Origin of the sequence: Aeribacillus pallidus (assembly GCF_050478865.1) — a bacterium.
In the GTDB taxonomy this organism is placed as follows: domain Bacteria; phylum Bacillota; class Bacilli; order Bacillales; family JACDOC01; genus JACDOC01.
This window is the reverse complement of sequence record NZ_JBCNBW010000005.1, coordinates 63,036-84,209: the sequence shown is the minus strand read 5'-3', so window position 1 is coordinate 84,209 and position 21,174 is coordinate 63,036. Positions and strand designations below refer to the sequence as shown.

Here is a 21,174-nt window from a genome sequence, read left to right as displayed (position 1 = left end):
GGTTTTTTCGTGTGATAAAACATAAAATCTGAATTTCGGAAAAAACTAATGATAACGAAAAAAACATAAGGAGAATGGTGATGAAGAAACAATGGATTGTTAGTACATTTACGTTGGTTCTTTTTCTTTTCGGATGTGCAGGGGGAAATGATGAAATAAAGGATAGCCAGCTTTCTTTACTGAAAACCACGAATCCCCCTCCGTTAGAACTAAATAAGGAGAAGGAAACGGTCGCTTCTCAAGTCAAAAAAGAAGTGCAACAGATGAAAGAACTATACGATGTGGCCGTCATTGTAGGTGAAGAGGATATTTTAGTGGCTTATAAAGTGAAGCATCTTTATCGTATTCGTATGAAAAAAATTGAAAAGAATCTCAAAAAAACGTTAGAGAAGAAATTTCCAGGTGAAAACTTTTCTGTCTCCAGTGATTACAAAGTTTTTCTTGAAGCTGTTCGATTAAAAGAAAAACTAGATGAAGGAAAAATAAGTAAAAAAGAAGCGAATAAAAAATTAAAAAAGTTAATTAAATTGAAGGATAAACAAACATAGGAGGTCTCTGGAATGAAAAACCAACAACAAGTTCAACAAGAGTATCAGCAGTTAGAAAAGCAATTGGAGATAAAACGTCCACTGTTAAAAAATTGCATTAAAGCTTTCTTTGTTGGAGGGACGATTTGTCTCATTGGACAGGCCGTTACATATTTTTATATTTATTTCTTTAATTTTACGGAACAATCGGCTGGGAACCCAACCGTGGCAACAATGGTATTTTTCTCTATGTTGTTGACGGGATTCGGTATATATGACCGTATTGGCCAATTTAGTGGGGCTGGAAGTGCGGTACCGGTTACAGGCTTTGGTAATGCAGTTATTTCAGCGGCGATCGAACATCGGACGGAAGGATTTGTCCTAGGTGTTGGCGGGAATATGTTTAAGCTTGCTGGCTCGGTCATTTTATTCGGTGTATTTTCCGCGTTTGTTATAGCCATTATCAAAACGATCCTCATTAAATGGGGGGTTATTTAATGAAAAAAGGAAATGGTAGTTGGGTATTTCCTAATCAGCCGACCATCCTTACGACAGGGGTAGTGGGGGGACCTTTTGAAAAAAACGGGTTACTAAAAGATGACTTTGATTTTTTTTACAACGATTTATGGATGGGACAAAAATCGTACGAAAATGCGCATCGAGTGCTGATTGAAGATGCTGTTCAAACCGCGTTACAAAAGAAAAAGATATCCCCCCAACAAGTGCAATTTTTCCTATCTGGGGATTTAATCAATCAAATCACTCCTTCGAGTTTTGCTGCTCGTTCGATCGGTATCCCGTATATTGGCCTTTTCGGAGCATGTTCCACGTCAATGGAAGGATTAGCGTTATCTGCGATGATTATAAATGGTGGTGGTGCTGATTACGTCGTAACTGGGGCAGCAAGCCATAATGCAGCAGTAGAAAAGCAGTTTCGATACCCAACAGAATACGGCAGTCAAAAACCTCCAACCGCACAATGGACGGTCACTGGAGCAGGATATGCGCTCATCGGGACAAGAGAGCAGGAGGTGAATCCTGCTCCACGAATTATATCAGCCACCATTGGAAAAGTGTTAGATTTAGGATTGAAAGACCCGTTTAATATGGGGGGAGCTATGGCGCCTGCTGCTGTGGAAACCATCACCCAACATCTGGAAGATTTAAACATTGAACCATCCTACTATGACCTCATTGTCACAGGAGATTTAGGAACAATTGGTCGTAATGTGGCATTAGAGTTATTTGATCAAAGAAAAATCGCCATCGATAAATCGATGTTCCAAGATTGTGGACTCATGATTTATAGAGACGGCCAACCGGTGCAAGCTGGGGGAAGTGGTGCCGGCTGTTCTGCAACAGTCTTGTACGGACACTTATTGAACCAAATGAAGGGAGGAACGTATAAGCGAATATTAGTAGTTGCTACAGGAGCTTTATTAAGTCCATTAACGTTTCAACAAAATGAATCCATTCCATGCATCGCGCATGCGGTGGCTATCGAATGGATATAAAGGAGGGTGACTCGAAATATGCTGGCCATGTTTTTTTGGGCGTTTGTCGTTGGTGGACTTATTTGTGTCATCGGCCAACTGTTGTTTGATGTAGTAAAGTTTACACCAGGGCATACGCTAAGTACATTAGTTGTTATTGGCGCAATTTTAGAAGGATTCGGTTTGTATGAACCATTAATTGATTTTGCTGGTGCAGGAGCCACTATTCCGATTACGAGTTTTGGTAATGCGCTTGTTCACGGAGCAATGCAAGAGGCGGAAAAACACGGTCTTGTCGGTGTATTAACCGGAATGTTTGAAGTGACAAGTTCTGGTATTTCAGCAGCCATTATTTTTGCGTTTATCGGTGCGCTTATATTTAAGCCAAAAGGTTAAAAACAGCTTTCATGAGCTGTTTTTTTTATTTTTTTAAAGTAAAGGTATTTGTTTGCAAGGAAGAAAACGAGGGGAGTTAGGATGGTGCCTATACCGTTTGTAGAGAAATGACATATGTTAATAGTGAGCTTAACAAAAAGTGAGGTGACTGTTCATGTTTGGTTACGGTGGTTACGGCGGCTACGGCTGTGGTTGTGGTTACGGCGGATACGGCGGATACGGCGGAGGATCAACATTCGTGTTAATCGTTGTATTATTCATCTTGTTAATTATTGTAGGCGCAAGCTTCTGCTAATGGATTGAGGGTGAAGGATGGGATCTCGTATGGTTGATTCCATCCATTTTGTTTTTTTTATCACCAATGAGGATGTCGTATCATACGTTAACAGTAGATAAAAGGGAGGGCGGAATGAACAAATGGATAATCAATTTTTTAAGAACATCGAGAAAAAAACCGGTGTCAATATGAAAGACGTATTTGAATTAGCGAATTCGCTGCAAAATGCGAATTTTAATGATGAGAAAACCATACGTGGAGTCATTAAGCGAGTTTCTCAAATTGCGAATAAACCAGTGTCGAAAGAGTTAGAAGATAAAATTGTGCAATCAATTATTAAAGATGGCAAAAAAATAGACTTTGGTACGATTTCCAATATGATTAACAAAAATAACAAATGAGACTTGTCATCAGACAAGTCTTTCTTTTTACGGTCATTAAATGAGAGTAACTAACGTATGAATATGGTAAATACAAGAAAAAAGGAGTGGTCGGATGGGTTATCTCTTACCCCTTTCTTCATTTGAACGGGAACAATTTCATCACCGGTTGATTAATGAACAAAAGGAGCTGTATCGGTTAACGGCCACGTATAAATCAATGTTTCAACCGATCGATTCACGATTTCAGCGAAAGGATGTCCCTTTTTCCAAGAAAGAAAAGAAACCCTCCTTTTTCCGCAACCAGTCTGCAGCTTCTCATTCCACCAATGAACAGCTCATTGCAGACATAACCGGGAAAGGACGGCTATTTAATGAAAGAATTTAAAGAAAGCATACTTATTTAGACGAATATCCTTGTATAATCATGGCTTTCCCTTCTTCATACTCGGCGTACAACACCTCGCGAATGGTTGAAAATCCCTCTTTTTTTACTTTTGATTCTAGCCACTGTTGATCTTTTCCAACAAGCTCTAAGTTACGATGAATGATTTCTCCATCCATAATTAAGGCAACAGGTAAGGAAGGGGCGGATAAAGAGAGATCCAAATCCTTCTTTGTTACCGATTCATATTCGGGTTTTTTTAAGGTGCTGATCGTCCCATCTGTTTCCAAAAGAGCATATTCGCATTCCCGAATAGAAAAGATGCCTTTCGATCGAAGGAGATGTTGAAGTTGGTTTAAATCTAAATGATTTTTTTTCAATTCTTCATAAATAATTTTCCCTTTTCTTATCACAATGGACGGTGTGCCTTCTAGTACATTCCGCAATTTTCTTGATTTTTGCGTGGCGATTTCTGTAAAAAATATTAACAACCCCCATAATCCGATCGCAAATAATATGTGATGAATATAAACATTTTGATCGAATAACGCATTCCCTACGAACTCACCGAGGATGAGGGCCGAGATAAAATCAAACGCTGTAATTTGGGTAATTTGTGTTTTTCCTAAAAATTTCGTTAAAAACAATAAAGCGAAGTAACCAATAATAAGCTCAATTGTAATTTGTATATACATAAAACGATTCTCCCTCTATATAAATACATTTTCATTGTAGACGGTTTCAAACGTTATCATACATACAAATAAAAAAACGCTTATTCTTTGCCCAAGGAGCAAAGAATAAGCGTTTATAATATTTTTTCCATTGTTTGATGAGGGATGCCAGCGTCCATAAATTCATCAGAAATCACTTTGTAATGGAGCCGTTCGTAAAAAGGAATCGCGTGTGTTTGCGCATTTAACACCACTTTGGATAATTGCTTTCGTCTAGCTTCTTCTTCAATCGCTTTCATAATAAGTTTTCCTGCCCCTTTGTTTCGATAAGCAGGGAGTACACAAATTCGTTCGATTTTTCCTTTCCCATTGAGAATCCGCAAACGTCCCGCGCCTACTGGTTCCTTTCCATCGTATAATACGAAATGGGTTGCTGAATTTTCGTGTTCATCGATTTCTTCTTCAGGAGGAACGTTTTGTTCTTTGACAAATACTTCATGTCGAACAAAAAAAGCATCTTCTAATTGCTCAGGTGTGTCAACGACCTTAACTTCCATGAACCATTATTCCTTTCCTAATCTAAATGTTTCATAAACTGTCCATGAACCATTTTCTAACTGATACAACAAATGGAAACGGTCGATGGTTTCCTCATGTGTAACGTCCAGCATGCGTAGTGAACTGTATACGTCGGCTAATTCGCCATTTGACAGCTTTTGTCCAATTGTAATATGAGGGACAAACATGTATTCAGGTTCCCCGCCTAATTCTCCGGAGTGTAAATCATTATGCAGATTTTTTAACGTTTCCGTGGACTCCACCTTTAAATAAATCACGTTATTTACTGGTTGAAAGGAACTAATTTTGGTTACTTTTAACGGGAAAGGATCATATTTTTTGGCAATTTGATGCAGGGTATCGGCGATTTTTTTTATTTCGTCTTCATCTGCTTCAAACGGGTATTTTAATGTAAGGTGCGGAGGAATCAATGCGTAATGAGGGTCATAACGTTTTCGATAAGAGTTGGCTAAATCTTGGAGCTTCTTTGAAGGGAAGATGGCAATTCCGTACTTCATATGTGTAACCTCCTTATTGGAAATATTTCCAATTGATTAATAATAAATGATGTATATTATTATATCAAATTTTCCGAAATTTTAGTATAGGAAAAGAGAAGGGGTTTCCCTTCTCAATAACCTACTCGTTAAACAAACTTTCGATCAACATACGTTATATTTTATCCAAACATATGGGTAAGTGCCCGTTTTAAATCTGGCTGCCAATATTTCCACGTATGGTCCCCGTCAAATTCTTCATAGAAATGTGAGAAGCCTTTCTCGTTAAACAATTTATGTAGTTGACGGTTTGGTTCTAAGAAATCTTTCACTTGCCCATCTGTCGTTTCAACTGCAGTTTCATTTTTACCAATAATTTGATAGACCGATAATAGTTGTAATTGTTGATGATTTTTTACGGCGTCTAGAACGTGTTCATCGACATAAGGGGATTGGAGAATGGCTTTTCCAAATGTGTGTGGATATTTTAGAGCGGTCATTAATGAAACCGTAGCTCCTAAAGAATCCCCAATCAGCGCTCGTCCCATTCCCATTTGATACGTCGGAAACTCATCGTCTAAGAACGGCACAAGTTCGTGTGCAAGAAAGCGGATGTATGCTTCGTTTTGCTCACCTTTTGGATGATATTTCGCCCGGCGATCTTGAACATTCTTATATGGAATTCCAACAATAATTAAATTATCAATTTCCCGGTTATGAAGAAGCTCGTCGACTACGCGTGCAATTCTTCCTAGTTGGAAATAGTCTTTTCCATCTTGAGCAATGAGAAGAGAGTATTTATATAAGGGAGAAAACGTTGCCGGCAAATATACCCAAAGCTGAAGATCTTCATTTAAGGATGTACTATGAAACGTCATTTCTTTAATTTGACCTTTTGGAACTGTCATGCTGATTCCCCCAATTGAATTAGTTAAGCGATTACATTGTACCATAACTTAAGGAAAATTCCCAAAACAGTAATAGAAAGCGTTCCGTGTTATAATGAATAGTAGCTGACAGCTAGGGAGGGAGAAAAATGACACAAAAACGAATTCATTCCGATGAAGTAACAAAAGCGGCACGGCAACGATTACTAGACCGTGGTGTCACGATTGAAGCGATCGCTGAAATTGTCTATGAAATGCAATATCCATACAACCCACAATTAACAATGGAAGAATGTATCGAAAGTGTGGAAAAAGTGTTGTTAAAACGAGAAATTCAACATGCGATTTTAGTCGGTGTTGAACTTGATATGCTAGCGGAACAAAAAAAGCTATCTGAGCCTTTACAAACCATTGTAGAAACGGACGAAGGGCTGTTTGGTGTCGATGAAACGATCGCGTTAGGTGCGGCCCTTGGTTATGGAAGTATTGCTGTTACGACATTTGGGCATTTAGACAAGAATAAAGTTGGAATTATTCGGGACTTAGATACGAAGAAAGGAAAAGGGGTACATACCTTTCTAGACGATATTGTCGGAAGTATTGCGGCTAATGCAGCATCGCGTTTAGCTCACCGTTCCCGTGACCTCGAAGAAGGGCTTAGTCGCGAATTAAATGATGAAGAATTAATTGGATGAAGACCCTTAAACGGGGGTCTTTTAATGTTAGTTATTGTAAGCGTTTGTATACATTTTTTATGCAAAAACTTTGGGAGGGATTTGCCGAATCTAGTAGATTCATATTTTTTAAAAGCATCAACAAATTCTTTCATACCGAAAAATAATGTCACAAATAATAATAAAAATTTGACAATTGTGTCATAGGTTATGTTAAAATATGATACAGCAATCTGTAATTTTATAAAAGGGGGAATAGAATATGAAGAAGCGTAGCTTTTTTCTTTTCACTGCGTTGATCGTTGCCCTGTCCATGGTGCTTGGAGCATGTGGTACTAACGACGATTCTTCCAATGGTGGAGACGTAGACTTCATTAGTATCGTAACAGGGGGTACGGGTGGTACATATTATCCATTAGGTGGTATTTTTGCAAAGCTTATTTCAGATGAAACGGACATTGAAGCAAACGCTGTTACTTCCGGTGCTTCTGCTGAAAACATGGCTACGTTAAAAGCAGGCGATGCAGAAATCGCTTTCACACAATCGGACATTGCCACATATGCGGTTGAAGGAAAATTAATGTTTGAAGGAAATAAAGTAGAAAACGTAAAAGCTATCGGTACGCTTTATCCAGAAACGATTCAAATTGTAACAACAAAAAAATCTGGTATTAAGTCTGTGGAAGACTTAAAAGGAAAAGTTGTTTCTGTTGGTGAAGCAGGCTCAGGTACACGTGCAAATGCTGAGCAAATTCTTGAAGTACACGGTTTAACATTTGATGATTTACAAGTTCGTAACTTAGATTTTGGTGATTCTACAACTGGTATTCAAGACGGAACGATTGATGCTGCGTTTATTACAGCTGGTACTCCAACTGGTGCCGTTGAAGGTTTAGCAGCAACAGAAGATATCGTCATCGTGCCTATTGCGGAAGACAAAATCAATGAAATCATTGAAAAGTATCCTTACTATGCAAAAGATGAAGTACCTGCTGGAACTTACGGCATTGAAGAAGCTGCACCTACTGTAGCAGTTCAAGCAATGCTTGTTGTTCGAGAAGATTTATCAGAAGATGTTGTTTATAACATCACAAAAGCGATCTTCGATAACGCTGAAGAAATTGCGAAAACACACGCAAAAGGGGAATTTATCAAAGCGGAAGATGCACTTCAAGGTTTAGGTGTGGAATTACACCCAGGTGCGAAAAAATACTTTGATGAAAAAGGAATTTCCCAATAAGAGGCTTTCATGCATACGTAAGGAGGAGAATAGACCGAATAAGTCTTTCGGTCTATTCTTTTCTTGTGTGGATATATATGCACGGATTATGGAAAAGAAGTGAATCAGATGATTAATAGAAAATTTTTTGTTTTTCTATTATTAAGTCTATTAGGGGGGATTATATTTTTTACTTGTATCCCCTTTCAAAAAGCGGTAATATTTGAAATGCCAAGCAACCATCAACTCCTCGCATATATTCCATTAGATGGTAAACAAACCTTTCAAATTCAATACACCCATTCCATTCATTTGTCTGAAGTTCGTGAAACATACCAAGTAATAGAGGATGATCGACTTCAACTAGTCGAATTAATGTATGAAGACATGGCCATTGGAATGCCCCAAGATGCGAGTGAGGGAGAGGTATTCGAAAAAATCGATGGGAAGTATTATATTAAAAATATGAGGCGAACCTTTTACTCGTTTGATCTTCGTGTAGGGCAAGTGATAGCGAACCATCGGCTGATTTATCAAAATCATGTCTATCCTTTTCACTCTTTTGTCGAACCAGGAACGACAATTCGGATTAAAGTTGATACCCTCACCTTGTGGGAGCTTTGGAAAGGAGTGAATGTCATTGAGCGATAAAAAGTTCGAAACGTTATCGCCAGAAGAACAACAGCAGCTGTTAGAAAAATATGATCCAGAATCCGCAACTAGGAAACTATCAGGTGCTGCGAAGTGGATTGCCTTTTTTGGTTTGTTAGCATTTTCGATTTTTCAATTGTTGTCAGCTATTACGCAAATTTTTCCACGACAAATTTTATTGTCCATCCATTTAGGATTTGCCCTTTCGTTAATCTTTTTACTTTTTCCTGCCCGTAAAAGAAGCGGGAAAAAGCATAAAGTTGCTTGGTATGATGTCATTCTATCCTTGTTATCCATTGTGGTCGGATTGTACTGGCCGATCATGCTAGATCAAATAGTCAATCGTGTTGGTCTTTTAACCACAACGGACTTTTTTGTTGGTCTTATTGCAGTTTTATTAGTGTTAGAAGCGACACGCCGAGCGGTAGGACTGCCGATTACGATCATTGCGTCCATCTTTTTAATTTATGCTTACTTTGGTCCATACATGCCGGGCTTTTTAGCACATCGTGGGTTGAAGCTTGAAACCCTTGTGAAAACGATGTTCTATACGTCTGAAGGTATTTTAGGAACGCCGTTGTATGTATCGGCGACATTTATTTTCTTGTTCCTATTATTTGGTGCTTTCCTTGTGAAAACAGGTGTTGGGCAATATTTTAACGATTTAGCGGTAGCGCTTGCTGGTCGCCGTACTGGTGGTCCGGCAAAGGTAGCGATTTTCTCCAGTGCCCTTCAAGGAACGATTAGCGGAAGTTCGGTAGCTAACGTGGTTACTTCCGGTTCCTTTACGATTCCAATGATGAAGCGACTTGGATATCGCAAAGAATTTGCTGGTGCCGTTGAAGCAGCGGCGTCAACAGGTGGTCAATTAATGCCGCCGATTATGGGAGCTGCCGCCTTCTTAATGGTGGAGTTTATTGGTGGTGGCATTACGTATTGGGAAATTGCAAAAGCAGCCGCCATTCCAGCTCTTTTATATTTTTCTGGTATTTGGATTATGACGCATTTTGAAGCCAAGCGTATCGGTTTAAGAGGTCTTTCCAAAGAAGATTTGCCAGGCCGTACAGAAGTATTGAAGAAAATTTACTTACTCATTCCGATTTTAGCGGTCATTTTGCTGTTAATGAGCGGTATGAGTGTAATGAGAGCGGCGCTTTGGTCCATTGTTGTAACGATCGCCGTTAGTGCGATTCGTAAGGAAACACGTATTGGGTTTAAACAAATGGTTGAGGCCCTTGTAGATGGAGCGCGTACAGCTCTTGCTGTAGCTGCAGCAACGGCATGTGCCGGTATTATCGTAGGGGTCGTTACAAAAACAGGATTAGGATTAAAGCTCGCTAACGGATTAGTTGATTTAGCGGACGAAAAATTATTCCTAACATTGCTATTTACGATGATTACGGCGATTATTTTAGGTATGGGTTCTCCGACAACGGCGAACTACGTCATTACTTCAACCATCGCGGCACCAGCTATTATTCTTTTAGGGGTACCTGAACTAGCGGCGCACCTGTTCGTCTTCTACTTCGGTATTATCGCCGACATTACCCCACCGGTAGCCTTAGCCGCGTTTGCCGCAGCTGGTGTATCGGGAGGAGAACCAATTCGTACCGGGCTTAACTCAGCGAAGCTCGCTATTGCCGCGTTTATTATCCCGTACATGTTTGTCTATAATCCAGCGTTATTAATGATTGATACAACGATTCCACACCTTCTATGGGTCATTTTCACAGCAATTTCAGGAATGATCGCCATTGGTGCAGGGATGATTGGCTACTGGTATCGTAAGCTTATGATTCCTGAACGTCTTCTCTCCATTGCTGGGGGGCTTATGTTGATTTACCCAGAAGGAATGACTGATATGATTGGTCTAGGCATTTTTGTGCTCATGATCGTGCTTCAATTTGTCTTCAAACGTGAAAATAAAGAAGTTAACGCACGTGCGTAACAAATCGAGGGGAGAACCCTCGATTTGTTTTTTAAGCATATTTCTCGCGTTTTAGTAAAAGACGTGATACGTTAGCATTGGAAGGTGAAAAGCATGAAAATTACCGTTTATTCTGATTTTGTTTGTCCGTTTTGCTTTTTAGGTAAACAAACGTTACACGAAGCCGTAAAAGATAAAGATGTAGAAATCGAATGGAAACCGTTTGAATTACGACCAGAAGGAACCCAACCGCTATCACCAAAAAGCCAATACATTCAGCAAGGCTGGAAAATGTCTGTGGAGCCATTAGCAGATCGGTTAGGAGTTAAGATGATGTTACCGGAAATGGATCCGCACCCACGTACCCAAAAAACGCATGAAGGCTTCCAGTTTGCGAAAGAACGTGGAAAAGGCAAAGAATACGTTGAAGCCGTCTTCCAAGCGTTTTGGCAGGAAGGGAAGGACATTGGAAACGTGGACGTCTTAGCTTCCATTGCTGAAGAAGTGGGCCTTGAACGTGAAAAGTTTACTGAAGCGTTACAAAATGGAGATTACGCTCAAGCACATCAAGTTGAGCTCCAACACGCCTACCGTGAAGCGAACGTTACCGCTGTTCCAACGATCATCATCGGAAACCGCAAACTGCAAGGCGTCCAACCGAAGGAAGTGCTTGAACAAGTCATCGCTGAACAAAGCACTGGTCATGACGATCATTCTGGCCAAGCCTGTGGAATCGACGCGTGTGAATAAAACAGTCTTATAAGGCTGTTTTATTCACTCAAAAAAAATAAAAAAACCCGTTGACAGTTCAGGCTAAACCATGTATATTATTAATTGTCCGATACAATAGCATAACGTGATTCCGTAGCTCAGCTGGGAGAGCGCCACCTTGACAGGGTGGAGGTCGCTGGTTCGAGCCCAGTCGGAATCATTATGAAGCAAAAGCCTGTAACCCAAATGGGATACAGGCTTTTTACTTTATTTAGTACAGATACTTGATTTTTATAATATTGTCATTTGGTCACATTTTGGTCACAAGATTTTTTATGCCTTCTCAAAAATGTCTGCAACATCATTATGATGATGTGTGGTAAGAATTTTGCTAATATAGTTTTTTATAAAAATCCCAAAAGTGTGGTTCTGTTCAATAAAACGTGCTTGATTCTTCCTCTAATCGCTTAATTTCTCTACTTTTCAAGGTTGTTGACATTCTAATCTGATTCGTAAGGTAAACTTCTCTTGATTTGGACAACCGAAACTACGGCGTTTTATGGTTTTGATCAAGTTATTGGTTCCTTCGATTTTGGCATTAGTTATTCGATATTTGAAATAGTTCAGAATTTCTGTTTTCCATTGGAGGAGGGTTTTTGCTATTCGCCTTGTGGCAGATGCACCATCCCATAAATAGTAATCTATCCATGCTTGTAAACTCTGCTCTCCTTCTTGATATGTATGACTTTGATAAACTCGACGTATAGCTTGGAGAGCTTGATACTGCTGGTATAGATTCGTATCTTCATCTAACCATTTAGATAGCTTGTCTTTTTCTTGGGGATCTAACAGCTTAGGATCTGTCATTAATAGTCGGCGTTGATAACGAATTTCGAGGTGTTTGGTCGCATATTTTGAACTCAATTTTCTGGCGCGTTCTAAGGCAGCTGTGAAAAGTTGAATAACGTGAAATTTGTCGGCGACAATATCTACATGAGGCCACACTTCTTGTATGGTTTTCGCCATTCCAGGAGCTAAATCGGTGACAGCTACTACTGGTGCAATGAATGGATACCGTTTCAACGCCTCCTGAATTTGTGCACGACTCCTTCCTTCTGAAACTTGCCATATATGGCCCGTCTCTGCATCTTGGATGGCTAGACTATATTTGTGTCCCTTTTTGAGTGAAAATTCATCAATGCAAACTTTTGTAGGAGAGGAATGGTTCTCAGGCTTAGCCACAAGTCTCTCTGCTTCTTGGTAAAACCAATGAGTAATGGTTGATGGAGAAATCCCTGTCTTCTTAGAGACAGATTGAAACGTATTCCCCTTGCATTCTTGAATAACCATCTCTTTAAAACGATTTGTCACTTTTCCTCTTTGTGGAATTCCAGGCCACTCCACACTCCATGAAATCCCACAATCATCACAGCGTTGACGGTAAACAGGTACCCGAACATAGATAAGACCATGGGTCGGAATAAACAAATGTTTTAGAACTCTCTCTTTTGGACGAGCATGATTGACACTTTTTCGAAAGCATAAAGGACAAATAAAAGATTGTTGTCTAGGAATTAATTGAATCTCCCAAACTCCATTCATTTTATAGATCTCTCCTAATTCAAAACTTGGTAAATGCACTAAATCTGTAGTAAACTGTTTATACAAGCAGAATCTCTCCTTCTATTGTTTTGGGTGTGGTTACTTTAAACAATAGAGGAAGATTCTGCTTTTTTCAATGTCAAGCACGGTTAATTAAAGAGAACCAAAAGTGTATAAAAATGGTATATTTAGGAAAAGGGAAATAAAGGGGACTTAAAAATGGAACTAGTTATGATTTTATTTGTTTTCATAATTTTGATTTGTATTAGTTCAGTTTTAAATATACTTTTTAAAATGACGGGAAAGAGACATTGGATTATATCTTTGTTGTTGAGTGTTTTATTATCAATAATAATCGTTGCGATTTTAGGAATGAAATCTTAAGGGAAACTAAAAAGCCGTTAACTTAAACAAATAGTTTATTAGTAAGTACGCTCAAGAAACGGTATGGGTTTCATAAGAAAAACAAACCGCCTTTTTATTCAAGATGATTTCAAAATAATAATAGGGACGGACACACTTTTGAAAGTAAATCATGTATAATTAAATCATTATGTTAAAACTTTCGAGGGAAAAGCTATGGATTTTATTTTCATTAATCAAAATGTCCTCAATGACCTGTTTTATATTTTAGTGAGTATTTTTGTTTATTATTTTTTAATAGATCATGTTTCTTTGTTTCAGAAATATAGACATTATCGACAGCTTCTGATGGTCGTTTGCTTAAGTGTCCCTCTCATCTTGTGTATGAGATTTCCAATTTATATTGCCCCTAATTGTGTTCACGATTTACGACAACTCCCTTTTATCATTGGTACCCTTTACGGAGGATGGACGGTCGGGCTTCCTTTGTTAATGATTTTATTGATTGTGAGGTTTGTCTTTTACGGGTATAACTATATTACTGTCGTGATTTATATCACAATGTTGATCGTTTGTGCGATATATTCACGTACATTTAATCAATTTAACAGGTCACAGAAGCTTGTCATGGCCCCGATGATTACCTTTTTCCTTGCGATTCTCTCAACAATCATTGCCGTTGTTATTTCAGACTTTCAAGTAACCGATACATACATTATTGATTTTATCATTGTTCCTACCATTGCTATTTTATTTCTTATTTATATCATCGAATTGTTAAGTGAAGCAATGATGATGCGTACAAAATTAATAAAGGTTGAGAAAATGGAAATTGTCAGTCAGTTGGCTGCCAGTATCTCGCATGAAGTACGTAATCCATTAACGGTTGTTCAAGGGTTTATGCAGCTTCTTAAATCTCCCAACTTATCGAAAGAAATAAAAGATCAATATATTCATATTGCGCTTGAAGAATTAAACCGGGCCAAGTTAATCATCGATGATTACTTAACTTTTGCCAAACCAGCACCGGAAAAGGTTGAAACAATTGATGTTGACCGAGAATTAAAAAAAGTCGTTGATATCGTTCGGCCATTAGCGAATATGAACTCCATTACCATTTCTCCTGATGTACATTCAGGTTGTACGATCGGCAGTATCCAATATTTCCAGCAATGTTTCTTAAACTTAGTTAAAAATGCGGTCGAAGCGATGCCAAATGGCGGTGAACTAACCATTTTATCATACCTAATCGATGATCACATCGTTATAAAAATTAAAGACACCGGTATTGGAATGACACCCGAACAAATCAGCCGCTACGGCGAACCGTACTTTAGCACGAAAGAAAAAGGAACCGGATTAGGGACAATGGTCGCATTAAAAATCATTCAAACGATGAATGGAACGCTAGAAATTGATAGTGCTGTAAATAAAGGAACGACATTGACGATTACACTTCCTTTGAAAGAAGAGTAAAATTAACGGATTTTCGGATTTATGTTTTTATAAACTGGTAATTGAATTGGAATGACATCCTCGTATATTCGAGGGTGTTTTTTATTTGAAATATATAGGAGAAAAGGTCTTGTAAATGAAAAAAGAAGGAAATAATAATAATTAATCATTGACAATTCTGAATATTAAATATATTTTAAACATAAATATGATTGATATTTTTATACCGTTAAAAAAACGTCATAAAAAGTTAGGGGGATGAGGGAAATGATTTTACACGAAATTGAAACAAGTTCAAGGGAAGAAATGGAGAAGCTGCAATTACGACGGTTGCAGGAAACGGTTAAGCACGTATATGAGAATGTTCCGTTTTACCAAAGGCAATTTACCCAGCTACAGATAACTCCAGATGATATCTCCTCTCTTGAAGACTTGCAAAGGCTCCCTTTCACCACAAAAAAAGATTTACGTAATCACTACCCATTTGACCTTCTAGCCGTACCGTTAAAAGATTGTGTTCGAATTCACGCCTCAAGTGGAACAAGCGGCAAACCGACAGTTGTTGCTTATACGAAAAACGATATTGACCATTGGTCAGAAGTGGTGGCCCGTGCCATTGCCATCGCCGGTGGAGAGCCGGGACAAATTCTTCATAATGCGTATGGGTACGGTTTATTTACCGGAGGACTTGGTTTGCATTACGGTGGGGAACGACTAGGAATGGTCACCGTACCGATGTCCGGTGGAAATACCGATCGACAAATTATGATGATTGAAGATTTTAAGCCAACAGTTATCTCGTGCACCCCTTCGTATATGTTAAATATAGCAGAAAGAATGCGAGAACTTGGTAAAGATCCGAAATCCACATCGATAAACTACGGTATTTTTGGTGCTGAGCCATGGTCAGAAGAAATGCGTCTGACATTAGAAGAACTCTTTGATATAAAAGCGTGTGACATATATGGCTTAAGCGAGGTCATTGGACCAGGGGTTGCTATGGAATGCCATGAAGTACAAGACGGTCTCCATATCGCAGAAGATCATTTCTTAGTCGAAGTTGTTAATCCGAATACGCTCGAACCAGTCCCTGAAGGAGAAGAAGGAGAATTAGTTTTTACTAGCTTAACAAAAGAAGCGTTTCCAGTGATTCGATATCGAACAGGTGACATTGCTTCGATCACAAGAGAACCATGTCAATGCGGCCGGACGACCACAAGAATGTCACGCGTCAAAGGTAGAGTAGATGATATGTTAATTATTCGTGGCGTCAATGTGTTTCCTTCTGAGATTGAACAATATTTATTGACGGTGGAAGAGTTGGCTCCGCATTATCAAATTCATTTGGTTCGTAAAGGAAGTTTAGACGCCGTCCAGTTACAAGTAGAGGTGAACGAACCGTTTTTTGCAGCAATTAATGGCAATTTACAGGATGAGCGTGTCCATCAATTGAAAAAAAATATTCAACATCTATTAAAAACCTATTGTTTCATATCGATTGATGTGAACGTTCATGAACCAAAGTCGATCCCACGTTCACAAGGAAAAGCGATCCGAGTAGTCGATCTACGAAATCAACTAAAAGTAAACCAATAAATTTTGAATTATCTAAATATTCATTATTGAAATACTTATTACGTTATTTTATAATTACGTTAAATAAACGTTATATAAAATGGAGTTGATGAAATTGACATTGACAGTGTCATTTGATCGGTTATCAAATGATGAAAAGTATGAGCGATTTATGGAAAGGATTCAAGCGGGAGAAAAAATTGAAGCGGACGATTGGATGCCAGACGATTATCGAATGGCCTTAATTAAGCTAATTTCCATGCATGCCATCAGCGAAATAATGGGAGCGCTTCCAGAAAAAGAATGGGTTCCGAAAGCTCCGTCTTTACGAAGAAAGTTAGGTATTATGGCGAAAGTTCAGGACGAAATGGGCCATGGCCAGCTTCTACTTCGGGTGGCAGAGGATTTAATGAGACCGCTTGGAAAAAATCGAGAGGATCTTATGCAAGATTTATTTAAAGGAGATTTGAAGTTTCATAACGTGTTCCATATGCCAGCACCTACTTGGGGAGATGCGGGATTAATTGGATGGCTCGTCGATGGAGCTGCTATCATTACCCAAACGAATATGCTTGATGCTTCCTATGGTCCGTATGCGCGAGCGCTAAAACGTATATGTGCAGAAGAAGTATTTCATGCACAGCATGGGGAATCAATTATTTTGGCACTTGCTGAAGGTACGGAAAAACAACGAGCGATGCTCCAAGATGCTTTGAACCGTTGGTGGGAGGCGTTGCTTATGTTTTTTGGTCCTGAAAGCGCTTTAACTACCGGAACATCCAAGCAAGACATCACGATTAAATACCGAATTCGCACAAAAACCAATGAAGAATTGCGGCAAGACTTTTTTACGAAATATGTTCCTCGAATTTTAGCGCTTGGGTTAAAACTTCCGGATGAGACGATGTATTTTGACCAAGAACAAGGTAAATGGGTTTATCAGCAGCCAGATTGGAGTAAATTTAAGGAAATTATTCGAAACAATGGTCCAAAATCGAAAGAACGTCTCCGCTTAAGAGAAATATCTTTTAAACATAACGCTTGGGTACGGGAAGCGTTAAGTCAAAAACAAGTAGCGATGTAATATGAAGGGAGGGGATCGTTTTGAAACGTACGGATGATTTTTATCAAGTGTTTGAAGTATTTAGCCGAAAAAAAGATACCGCTCCGCTTCAGCATCAATTTAGCTTACTTGCTCCCAATCATGACATTGCTTTAATTATGGCCCAAGAAAATTTTATGCGACGCGAACCAGTATCCGACATTTGGGTGGTGAAGCGTTCGGATATTCGTCAAATGTCTCGGGAAGAAAAAGTAGCCTTACAACGGTTAGATAACAAAGATTACCGTACAACGAAAGGATATGGCTATTTAAAGAAAAAATGGCGCCAATACGAACAAGAAATACTAGATGAGAAAGAGATTCTCTCATGGAAGGGCGAGATTAAGCGATGAAAGTGAATACGGCACAAGAGTTAAATCAATACCCAGATTTTAAAGCAACACTGATTGAATTACTTTTTCAACTGGCGGATGATGATTTTATCATTGCCTATCGAGGTTCAGAATGGCTTGGATTAGCTCCACATATCGAAGAAGACGTCGCTTTTTCCTCCATTAGTCAAGATATGATGGGGCATGCGGCTATGTTTTATCAGCTTCTTGAGGAAATCGGTGTTGGAACTGCAGATGAGTTAGCTCACGGACGAAAATCATCGGAGCGTAGGAATGCGATTTTGCTTGAAGAAGTAAATGGACCTGGACATTACTTAGAAGAACCGTATTACGACTGGGCATTTGCGGTTGTAAGAAATTACTTTTACACAGAAGCCAAAAAGGTACGGATGGAATCGTTAAAAAAATGCTCGTATGTCCCCCTTCAAGAAGTAGCTGTCAAAGTAGAAATGGAACTTTATTATCATCTATTGCATTGGAAAACATGGTTTATCCAGCTTGTGAATGCCAATGGAGAAGCACGTGAACGAATGAAAAAGGCTATTCAAAAAGTGTTTGATGATTTTGCTGGGGTTTTGACTCTTGGTGATCAAGGAAGCAAAATGGTCGAATTTGGGTTGATTGACAGTGAAGAAGTATTAACTCACCGGTGGATTCAACAGATGCAACCTATTTTTGAACAAACGAAGCTAAATTTACCGCCTAACTTTGGAATGAAGCGTGGAAACGGACGAAATGGTGTGCATACATCTGATTTAGATACAGCGATTGCCACGCTATCAGAAGTATATCATTTAGATTCACAAGCAACCTGGTAATCTTGGAAACTTACAGCGAAAGAAGGGTGTCTATGACTTCTATTAAACAGAAAGTTTATGAATTGCTGGACACCGTGAAAGACCCTGAAATCGATTCGGTTAGCATTGTCGATTTAGGAATGGTTGAAGACGTAACTGTGAATGATCACGAAGTTATAATCAAACTCCTTCCGACATTTATTGGTTGTCCAGCACTTGATATTATTCGGAATAATGTTGAAAATGCTGTCATAAATATAGACGGGATTTGTCATTGCACCGTTGAATTTATATACCATCCTCCATGGACATCGGACCGTATTACCGATCGGGGCCGTGAGCGGTTGAAGGAATTCGGAATCGCTCCTCCACCGAAGCAAAGGGGACCAAATGGTGAATGGTATGTCGACTGTCCCTATTGCGGTTCCACTTATACGACATTGGAAAACTTATTCGGTCCAACTGCCTGTCGAAGCATTTTATATTGCAAGCAATGTAAAAATCCATTTGAAGCTTTAAAACCAGTTTCTACATTTAATTAAAAGGCTATGTTAAATGTCAATGTTGATTTTTAGCAAGTGATTCACATGAAACGAAAGACGGCGACTCCAGCGGGAACAAGAAGCCGCAAGACCGTTACTTGAGCGTAGCGAGGGGAAGCGGCTTGCCCGCGGAAAGCGTCCGCCACAAGCGAAATACAAATTGCCATTAGCACATCGATGAATGAAATAACAGTAAAAGTAATCCACAGAAATTTTAGGTTAGAGCCAATTAAAAAGAAAAGGAGAAGATACCATGGTAAAAATGATTGCTCTTTACAAACAGCCAAAAGATAAGGAGAAATTTGATGAACATTATTTCAACACACACGCACCAATTACAGCGAAAATCCCAGGGCTTCGCAAAATGGAAGTAACGAAAATCGTTGGTACACCAATGGGTGGTGAAAGTGACTATTACCTTCTATGTGAAATGTATTATGACAGCCATGAAGCATTAAGGGAAGCGATGAAAACAAGTGAAGCAAAGGCTTCTGGAAAAGACTTAATGTCATTTGCAGGAGATTTAGTGACATTAATGATTGGTGAGGAAGTAGAAAATGAGTGAGTTTCAGTATATCCACACAAAAGTAGAAGAAAAAGTTGCGCTCATTGAGTTAAATCGTCCAAACGTTTTAAACGCACTCAATCGTTCAATGGTGACAGAAATTCTCACGGCGATGGAGACGTTGGATCGAAGTGATGAGGTAAGTGTGATCGTCTTAACGGGACGTGGACGTGCATTTGCTGCTGGTGCAGATATAGATGAAATGGCGAATGACACTTCCATTTCGTTAGAGTTATTGAACCAATTTGCAGAATGGGACCGCATGTCTCTCATTAAAAAACCAATCATTGGTGCTGTCCATGGATTTGCCTTAGGAGGCGGCTTTGAACTTGCGCTTTGTTGCGATGTGTTGTTTGCATCTGAAACTGCCGAGTTCGGATTCCCAGAAGTTAATCTTGGGGTCATGCCAGGGGCAGGTGGAACACAGCGATTGACAAAACTGATTGGTAAAACGAGAGCGCTTGAATGGCTTTGGACAGGTGAACGAATGTCAGCGAAAAAAGCGTATGAATATGGCATTGTCAATCGAGTGGTCGCCCCTGAACTTTTATTAGAAGAAACAATAAAATTTGCAAAAAAACTAGTTCAGCAGCCTCCTTTATCCCTTCGTCTAATCAAAGAGGCTGTACATAAAGCCGTTGACTATCCTCTGTATGAAGGGATGCAATTTGAACGAAAGAACTTCTACTTGCTGTTCTCTTCAGAGGATCAAAAGGAAGGCATGAAAGCATTTATAGAAAAACGAAAACCTAACTTTCAAGGAAAGTAAAGGGGGGACAGCTCAATTGTACGAAACAATCCTTTTTGAAGTTCAAAATGGTGTGGCCTACTTAACGCTCAACCGTCCAGATAAGTTAAATGCATTTACTGAGCAAATGAACAAAGAAATCACGAAAGCCATTAAGGATGCAAACCATGATGGATCAGTGCGTTGTCTGGTGATCACGGGAGCTGGAAGAGCCTTTTGTTCAGGGGAAGACCTCGGAAGTGTGAATGAGGGGCTTGATCACGGTGAAGTCCTTCGCAAGCGATATATGCCGATGATGAAACAGTTATATCGTATCGAAAAACCTACGATTGCCGCTGTTAATGGTGTGGCTGCTGGAGCCGGTATGAGCCTTGCACTTGCATGTGATTTTCGCCTTGCGTCAGAAAAAGCAAGCTTCATAGAAGCGTTTATTCATGTAGGGCTAATACCGGATGCAGGAAATCTGTATTATTTACCGCGCTTAGTTGGGCATGCCAAAGCGCTTGAGCTAGCGGTGTTTGGTGAAAAAGTAACCGCAAAGGAAGCGAAAGAGTTGGGACTTGTTACAAAAATCATTTCAACCGAAACATGGAATGAAGAAGTTCGTTCATTTGCGGAAAAGCTTGCTCAAATGCCGACAAAAGCAATTGGATTGATTAAACGAGCTTTAAAAGAAAGCTGGCATTTATCGTTTGACGAGTATCTGGAAAAAGAAGCGTATAGACAACGGATTGCAGGACTTACACACGACCACCGAGAAGGAGTTCGTGCGTTTTTTGAAAAGCGAAAGCCTTTATTTCTAGGTAAATGAAGAAA

At 39.3% G+C, this 21,174-nt stretch carries 26 protein-coding genes and 1 tRNA gene; 22 read left to right on the top strand and 5 right to left on the bottom strand.

Features of this window, described 5'->3' with window-relative positions:
* The first annotated feature begins 80 nt into the window (after nt 1–80).
* From ABES52_RS01785 to ABES52_RS01755, 7 genes are all read left to right on the top strand, one after another.
* Nucleotides 81–548, top strand: coding sequence for a YhcN/YlaJ family sporulation lipoprotein (locus ABES52_RS01785; protein ID WP_429648323.1), 468 nt, complete (start codon nt 81–83; stop codon nt 546–548).
* 12 nt (nt 549–560) lie between these two features.
* Complete coding sequence (gene spoVAC, locus ABES52_RS01780; protein WP_429648321.1) at nt 561–1,025, top strand: stage V sporulation protein AC; 465 nt, start codon at nt 561–563, stop codon at nt 1,023–1,025.
* A complete protein-coding gene (spoVAD, locus tag ABES52_RS01775) occupies nt 1,025–2,041 on the top strand; it encodes a stage V sporulation protein AD (RefSeq protein WP_429648319.1) in 1,017 nt (338 codons plus the stop codon). Before spoVAC ends, spoVAD begins: the two co-directional genes overlap by 1 nt.
* A gap of 18 nt (nt 2,042–2,059) precedes the next feature.
* Entirely contained in the window at nt 2,060–2,416 is a 357-nt protein-coding gene (gene spoVAE, locus ABES52_RS01770) for a stage V sporulation protein AE (RefSeq protein WP_429648317.1), read from the top strand.
* 154 nt (nt 2,417–2,570) lie between these two features.
* Nucleotides 2,571–2,711 (top strand): YjcZ family sporulation protein, encoded by a 141-nt coding sequence (locus ABES52_RS01765; protein ID WP_429648315.1) that lies wholly within the window; start codon nt 2,571–2,573, stop codon nt 2,709–2,711.
* Nucleotides 2,712–2,833: 122 nt separating this feature from the next.
* Nucleotides 2,834–3,094, top strand: coding sequence for a sporulation-specific transcription regulator SpoVIF (gene spoVIF / locus ABES52_RS01760; RefSeq protein WP_429648313.1), 261 nt, complete (start codon nt 2,834–2,836; stop codon nt 3,092–3,094).
* Nucleotides 3,095–3,188: 94 nt separating this feature from the next.
* Nucleotides 3,189–3,461 (top strand): hypothetical protein, encoded by a 273-nt coding sequence (locus tag ABES52_RS01755; RefSeq protein WP_429648311.1) that lies wholly within the window; start codon nt 3,189–3,191, stop codon nt 3,459–3,461.
* 11 nt (nt 3,462–3,472) lie between these two features.
* Here ABES52_RS01755 and ABES52_RS01750 read toward each other — a convergent pair whose 3' ends face one another.
* The 4 genes from ABES52_RS01750 to ABES52_RS01735 form a co-directional block, all read right to left on the bottom strand.
* The gene (locus ABES52_RS01750) at nt 3,473–4,153 is read right to left on the bottom strand and encodes a DUF421 domain-containing protein (protein ID WP_429648309.1); all 681 of its coding nucleotides are present in this window, start codon (nt 4,151–4,153) and stop codon (nt 3,473–3,475) included.
* Nucleotides 4,154–4,266: 113 nt separating this feature from the next.
* Nucleotides 4,267–4,689, bottom strand: a complete 423-nt coding sequence (locus ABES52_RS01745) for a GNAT family N-acetyltransferase (RefSeq protein ID WP_429648307.1) — start codon at nt 4,687–4,689, stop codon at nt 4,267–4,269.
* Nucleotides 4,690–4,695: 6 nt separating this feature from the next.
* Complete coding sequence (locus ABES52_RS01740; protein ID WP_429648305.1) at nt 4,696–5,208, bottom strand: YjcG family protein; 513 nt, start codon at nt 5,206–5,208, stop codon at nt 4,696–4,698.
* Between the two features lie 161 nt (nt 5,209–5,369).
* Nucleotides 5,370–6,095 (bottom strand): alpha/beta hydrolase, encoded by a 726-nt coding sequence (locus tag ABES52_RS01735; RefSeq protein WP_429648303.1) that lies wholly within the window; start codon nt 6,093–6,095, stop codon nt 5,370–5,372.
* Between the two features lie 128 nt (nt 6,096–6,223).
* Here ABES52_RS01735 and ABES52_RS01730 point away from each other — a divergent pair, with 128 nt between their 5' ends.
* The 6 genes from ABES52_RS01730 (at nt 6,224) to ABES52_RS01705 (ending at nt 11,476) form a co-directional block, all read left to right on the top strand.
* On the top strand, nt 6,224–6,769 hold the full coding sequence (locus ABES52_RS01730; protein WP_429648301.1) for a phosphatidylglycerophosphatase A family protein: 546 nt from the start codon (nt 6,224–6,226) through the stop codon (nt 6,767–6,769).
* Nucleotides 6,770–7,010: 241 nt separating this feature from the next.
* A complete protein-coding gene (locus ABES52_RS01725; protein WP_429648299.1) occupies nt 7,011–7,988 on the top strand; it encodes a TAXI family TRAP transporter solute-binding subunit in 978 nt (325 codons plus the stop codon).
* Between the two features lie 108 nt (nt 7,989–8,096).
* Complete coding sequence (locus ABES52_RS01720; protein WP_429648297.1) at nt 8,097–8,618, top strand: DUF1850 domain-containing protein; 522 nt, start codon at nt 8,097–8,099, stop codon at nt 8,616–8,618.
* A complete protein-coding gene (locus ABES52_RS01715) occupies nt 8,608–10,566 on the top strand; it encodes a TRAP transporter permease (RefSeq protein ID WP_429648295.1) in 1,959 nt (652 codons plus the stop codon). Before ABES52_RS01720 ends, ABES52_RS01715 begins: the two co-directional genes overlap by 11 nt.
* Before the next feature lie 93 nt (nt 10,567–10,659).
* Complete coding sequence (locus ABES52_RS01710; RefSeq protein ID WP_429648292.1) at nt 10,660–11,295, top strand: DsbA family oxidoreductase; 636 nt, start codon at nt 10,660–10,662, stop codon at nt 11,293–11,295.
* 108 nt (nt 11,296–11,403) lie between these two features.
* Nucleotides 11,404–11,476: transfer RNA gene (locus ABES52_RS01705), tRNA-Val, on the top strand.
* A gap of 263 nt (nt 11,477–11,739) precedes the next feature.
* Here the strand turns inward: ABES52_RS01705 and ABES52_RS01700 are convergent.
* Nucleotides 11,740–12,924: an ISL3 family transposase gene (locus ABES52_RS01700; protein ID WP_429648290.1), complete on the bottom strand. Its 1,185-nt coding sequence runs from the start codon at nt 12,922–12,924 to the stop codon at nt 11,740–11,742.
* A 513-nt stretch (nt 12,925–13,437) separates the two neighbouring features.
* Between ABES52_RS01700 and ABES52_RS01695 the strand changes: the two genes are divergently transcribed.
* The 9 genes from ABES52_RS01695 to ABES52_RS01655 all read left to right on the top strand — a co-directional run bounded on the left by ABES52_RS01695 (nt 13,438) and on the right by ABES52_RS01655 (nt 21,169).
* Nucleotides 13,438–14,697 (top strand): sensor histidine kinase, encoded by a 1,260-nt coding sequence (locus ABES52_RS01695; RefSeq protein WP_429648288.1) that lies wholly within the window; start codon nt 13,438–13,440, stop codon nt 14,695–14,697.
* A 246-nt stretch (nt 14,698–14,943) separates the two neighbouring features.
* Entirely contained in the window at nt 14,944–16,272 is a 1,329-nt protein-coding gene (gene paaK, locus ABES52_RS01690; protein WP_429648286.1) for a phenylacetate--CoA ligase PaaK, read from the top strand.
* A 151-nt stretch (nt 16,273–16,423) separates the two neighbouring features.
* Nucleotides 16,424–17,335 (top strand): 1,2-phenylacetyl-CoA epoxidase subunit PaaA, encoded by a 912-nt coding sequence (gene paaA / locus ABES52_RS01685; protein ID WP_429648378.1) that lies wholly within the window; start codon nt 16,424–16,426, stop codon nt 17,333–17,335.
* 20 nt (nt 17,336–17,355) lie between these two features.
* Nucleotides 17,356–17,706 (top strand): 1,2-phenylacetyl-CoA epoxidase subunit PaaB, encoded by a 351-nt coding sequence (gene paaB / locus ABES52_RS01680; protein ID WP_429648284.1) that lies wholly within the window; start codon nt 17,356–17,358, stop codon nt 17,704–17,706.
* Nucleotides 17,703–18,524, top strand: a complete 822-nt coding sequence (paaC, locus tag ABES52_RS01675; RefSeq protein ID WP_429648282.1) for a 1,2-phenylacetyl-CoA epoxidase subunit PaaC — start codon at nt 17,703–17,705, stop codon at nt 18,522–18,524. The genes paaB and paaC overlap by 4 nt, the downstream gene beginning before the upstream one ends.
* Before the next feature lie 32 nt (nt 18,525–18,556).
* Nucleotides 18,557–19,045 (top strand): 1,2-phenylacetyl-CoA epoxidase subunit PaaD, encoded by a 489-nt coding sequence (gene paaD / locus ABES52_RS01670; RefSeq protein ID WP_429648280.1) that lies wholly within the window; start codon nt 18,557–18,559, stop codon nt 19,043–19,045.
* A gap of 253 nt (nt 19,046–19,298) precedes the next feature.
* A complete protein-coding gene (locus ABES52_RS01665) occupies nt 19,299–19,610 on the top strand; it encodes an EthD family reductase (protein ID WP_429648278.1) in 312 nt (103 codons plus the stop codon).
* Nucleotides 19,603–20,379, top strand: a complete 777-nt coding sequence (locus ABES52_RS01660) for an enoyl-CoA hydratase/isomerase family protein (RefSeq protein WP_429648276.1) — start codon at nt 19,603–19,605, stop codon at nt 20,377–20,379. Before ABES52_RS01665 ends, ABES52_RS01660 begins: the two co-directional genes overlap by 8 nt.
* A 16-nt stretch (nt 20,380–20,395) precedes the next feature.
* Nucleotides 20,396–21,169, top strand: a complete 774-nt coding sequence (locus ABES52_RS01655) for an enoyl-CoA hydratase-related protein (protein ID WP_429648274.1) — start codon at nt 20,396–20,398, stop codon at nt 21,167–21,169.
* Nucleotides 21,170–21,174 lie beyond the last annotated feature (5 nt).

Bases quoted from the DNA above. Each gene is read 5' to 3' on its own strand.
- spoVAC (WP_429648321.1), top strand. From the start codon at position 561: ATGAAAAACCAACAACAAGTTCAACAAGAGTATCAGCAGTTAGAAAAG.
- ABES52_RS01695 (WP_429648288.1), top strand. From the start codon at position 13,438: ATGGATTTTATTTTCATTAATCAAAATGTCCTCAATGACCTGTTTTAT.
- paaC (WP_429648282.1), top strand. From the start codon at position 17,703: ATGAAAGTGAATACGGCACAAGAGTTAAATCAATACCCAGATTTTAAA.
- paaD (WP_429648280.1), top strand. From the start codon at position 18,557: ATGACTTCTATTAAACAGAAAGTTTATGAATTGCTGGACACCGTGAAA.
- ABES52_RS01710 (WP_429648292.1), top strand. From the start codon at position 10,660: ATGAAAATTACCGTTTATTCTGATTTTGTTTGTCCGTTTTGCTTTTTA.
- paaK (WP_429648286.1), top strand. From the start codon at position 14,944: ATGATTTTACACGAAATTGAAACAAGTTCAAGGGAAGAAATGGAGAAG.
- ABES52_RS01720 (WP_429648297.1), top strand. From the start codon at position 8,097: ATGATTAATAGAAAATTTTTTGTTTTTCTATTATTAAGTCTATTAGGG.
- ABES52_RS01740 (WP_429648305.1), bottom strand. From the start codon at position 5,208: ATGAAGTACGGAATTGCCATCTTCCCTTCAAAGAAGCTCCAAGATTTA.
- spoVIF (WP_429648313.1), top strand. From the start codon at position 2,834: ATGGATAATCAATTTTTTAAGAACATCGAGAAAAAAACCGGTGTCAAT.
- ABES52_RS01765 (WP_429648315.1), top strand. From the start codon at position 2,571: ATGTTTGGTTACGGTGGTTACGGCGGCTACGGCTGTGGTTGTGGTTAC.
- ABES52_RS01665 (WP_429648278.1), top strand. From the start codon at position 19,299: ATGGTAAAAATGATTGCTCTTTACAAACAGCCAAAAGATAAGGAGAAA.
- ABES52_RS01745 (WP_429648307.1), bottom strand. From the start codon at position 4,689: ATGGAAGTTAAGGTCGTTGACACACCTGAGCAATTAGAAGATGCTTTT.
- ABES52_RS01730 (WP_429648301.1), top strand. From the start codon at position 6,224: ATGACACAAAAACGAATTCATTCCGATGAAGTAACAAAAGCGGCACGG.
- spoVAE (WP_429648317.1), top strand. From the start codon at position 2,060: ATGCTGGCCATGTTTTTTTGGGCGTTTGTCGTTGGTGGACTTATTTGT.
- ABES52_RS01785 (WP_429648323.1), top strand. From the start codon at position 81: ATGAAGAAACAATGGATTGTTAGTACATTTACGTTGGTTCTTTTTCTT.
- ABES52_RS01725 (WP_429648299.1), top strand. From the start codon at position 7,011: ATGAAGAAGCGTAGCTTTTTTCTTTTCACTGCGTTGATCGTTGCCCTG.
- spoVAD (WP_429648319.1), top strand. From the start codon at position 1,025: ATGAAAAAAGGAAATGGTAGTTGGGTATTTCCTAATCAGCCGACCATC.
- paaA (WP_429648378.1), top strand. From the start codon at position 16,424: ATGGAAAGGATTCAAGCGGGAGAAAAAATTGAAGCGGACGATTGGATG.
- ABES52_RS01755 (WP_429648311.1), top strand. From the start codon at position 3,189: ATGGGTTATCTCTTACCCCTTTCTTCATTTGAACGGGAACAATTTCAT.
- ABES52_RS01735 (WP_429648303.1), bottom strand. From the start codon at position 6,095: ATGACAGTTCCAAAAGGTCAAATTAAAGAAATGACGTTTCATAGTACA.
- ABES52_RS01750 (WP_429648309.1), bottom strand. From the start codon at position 4,153: ATGTATATACAAATTACAATTGAGCTTATTATTGGTTACTTCGCTTTA.
- ABES52_RS01660 (WP_429648276.1), top strand. From the start codon at position 19,603: ATGAGTGAGTTTCAGTATATCCACACAAAAGTAGAAGAAAAAGTTGCG.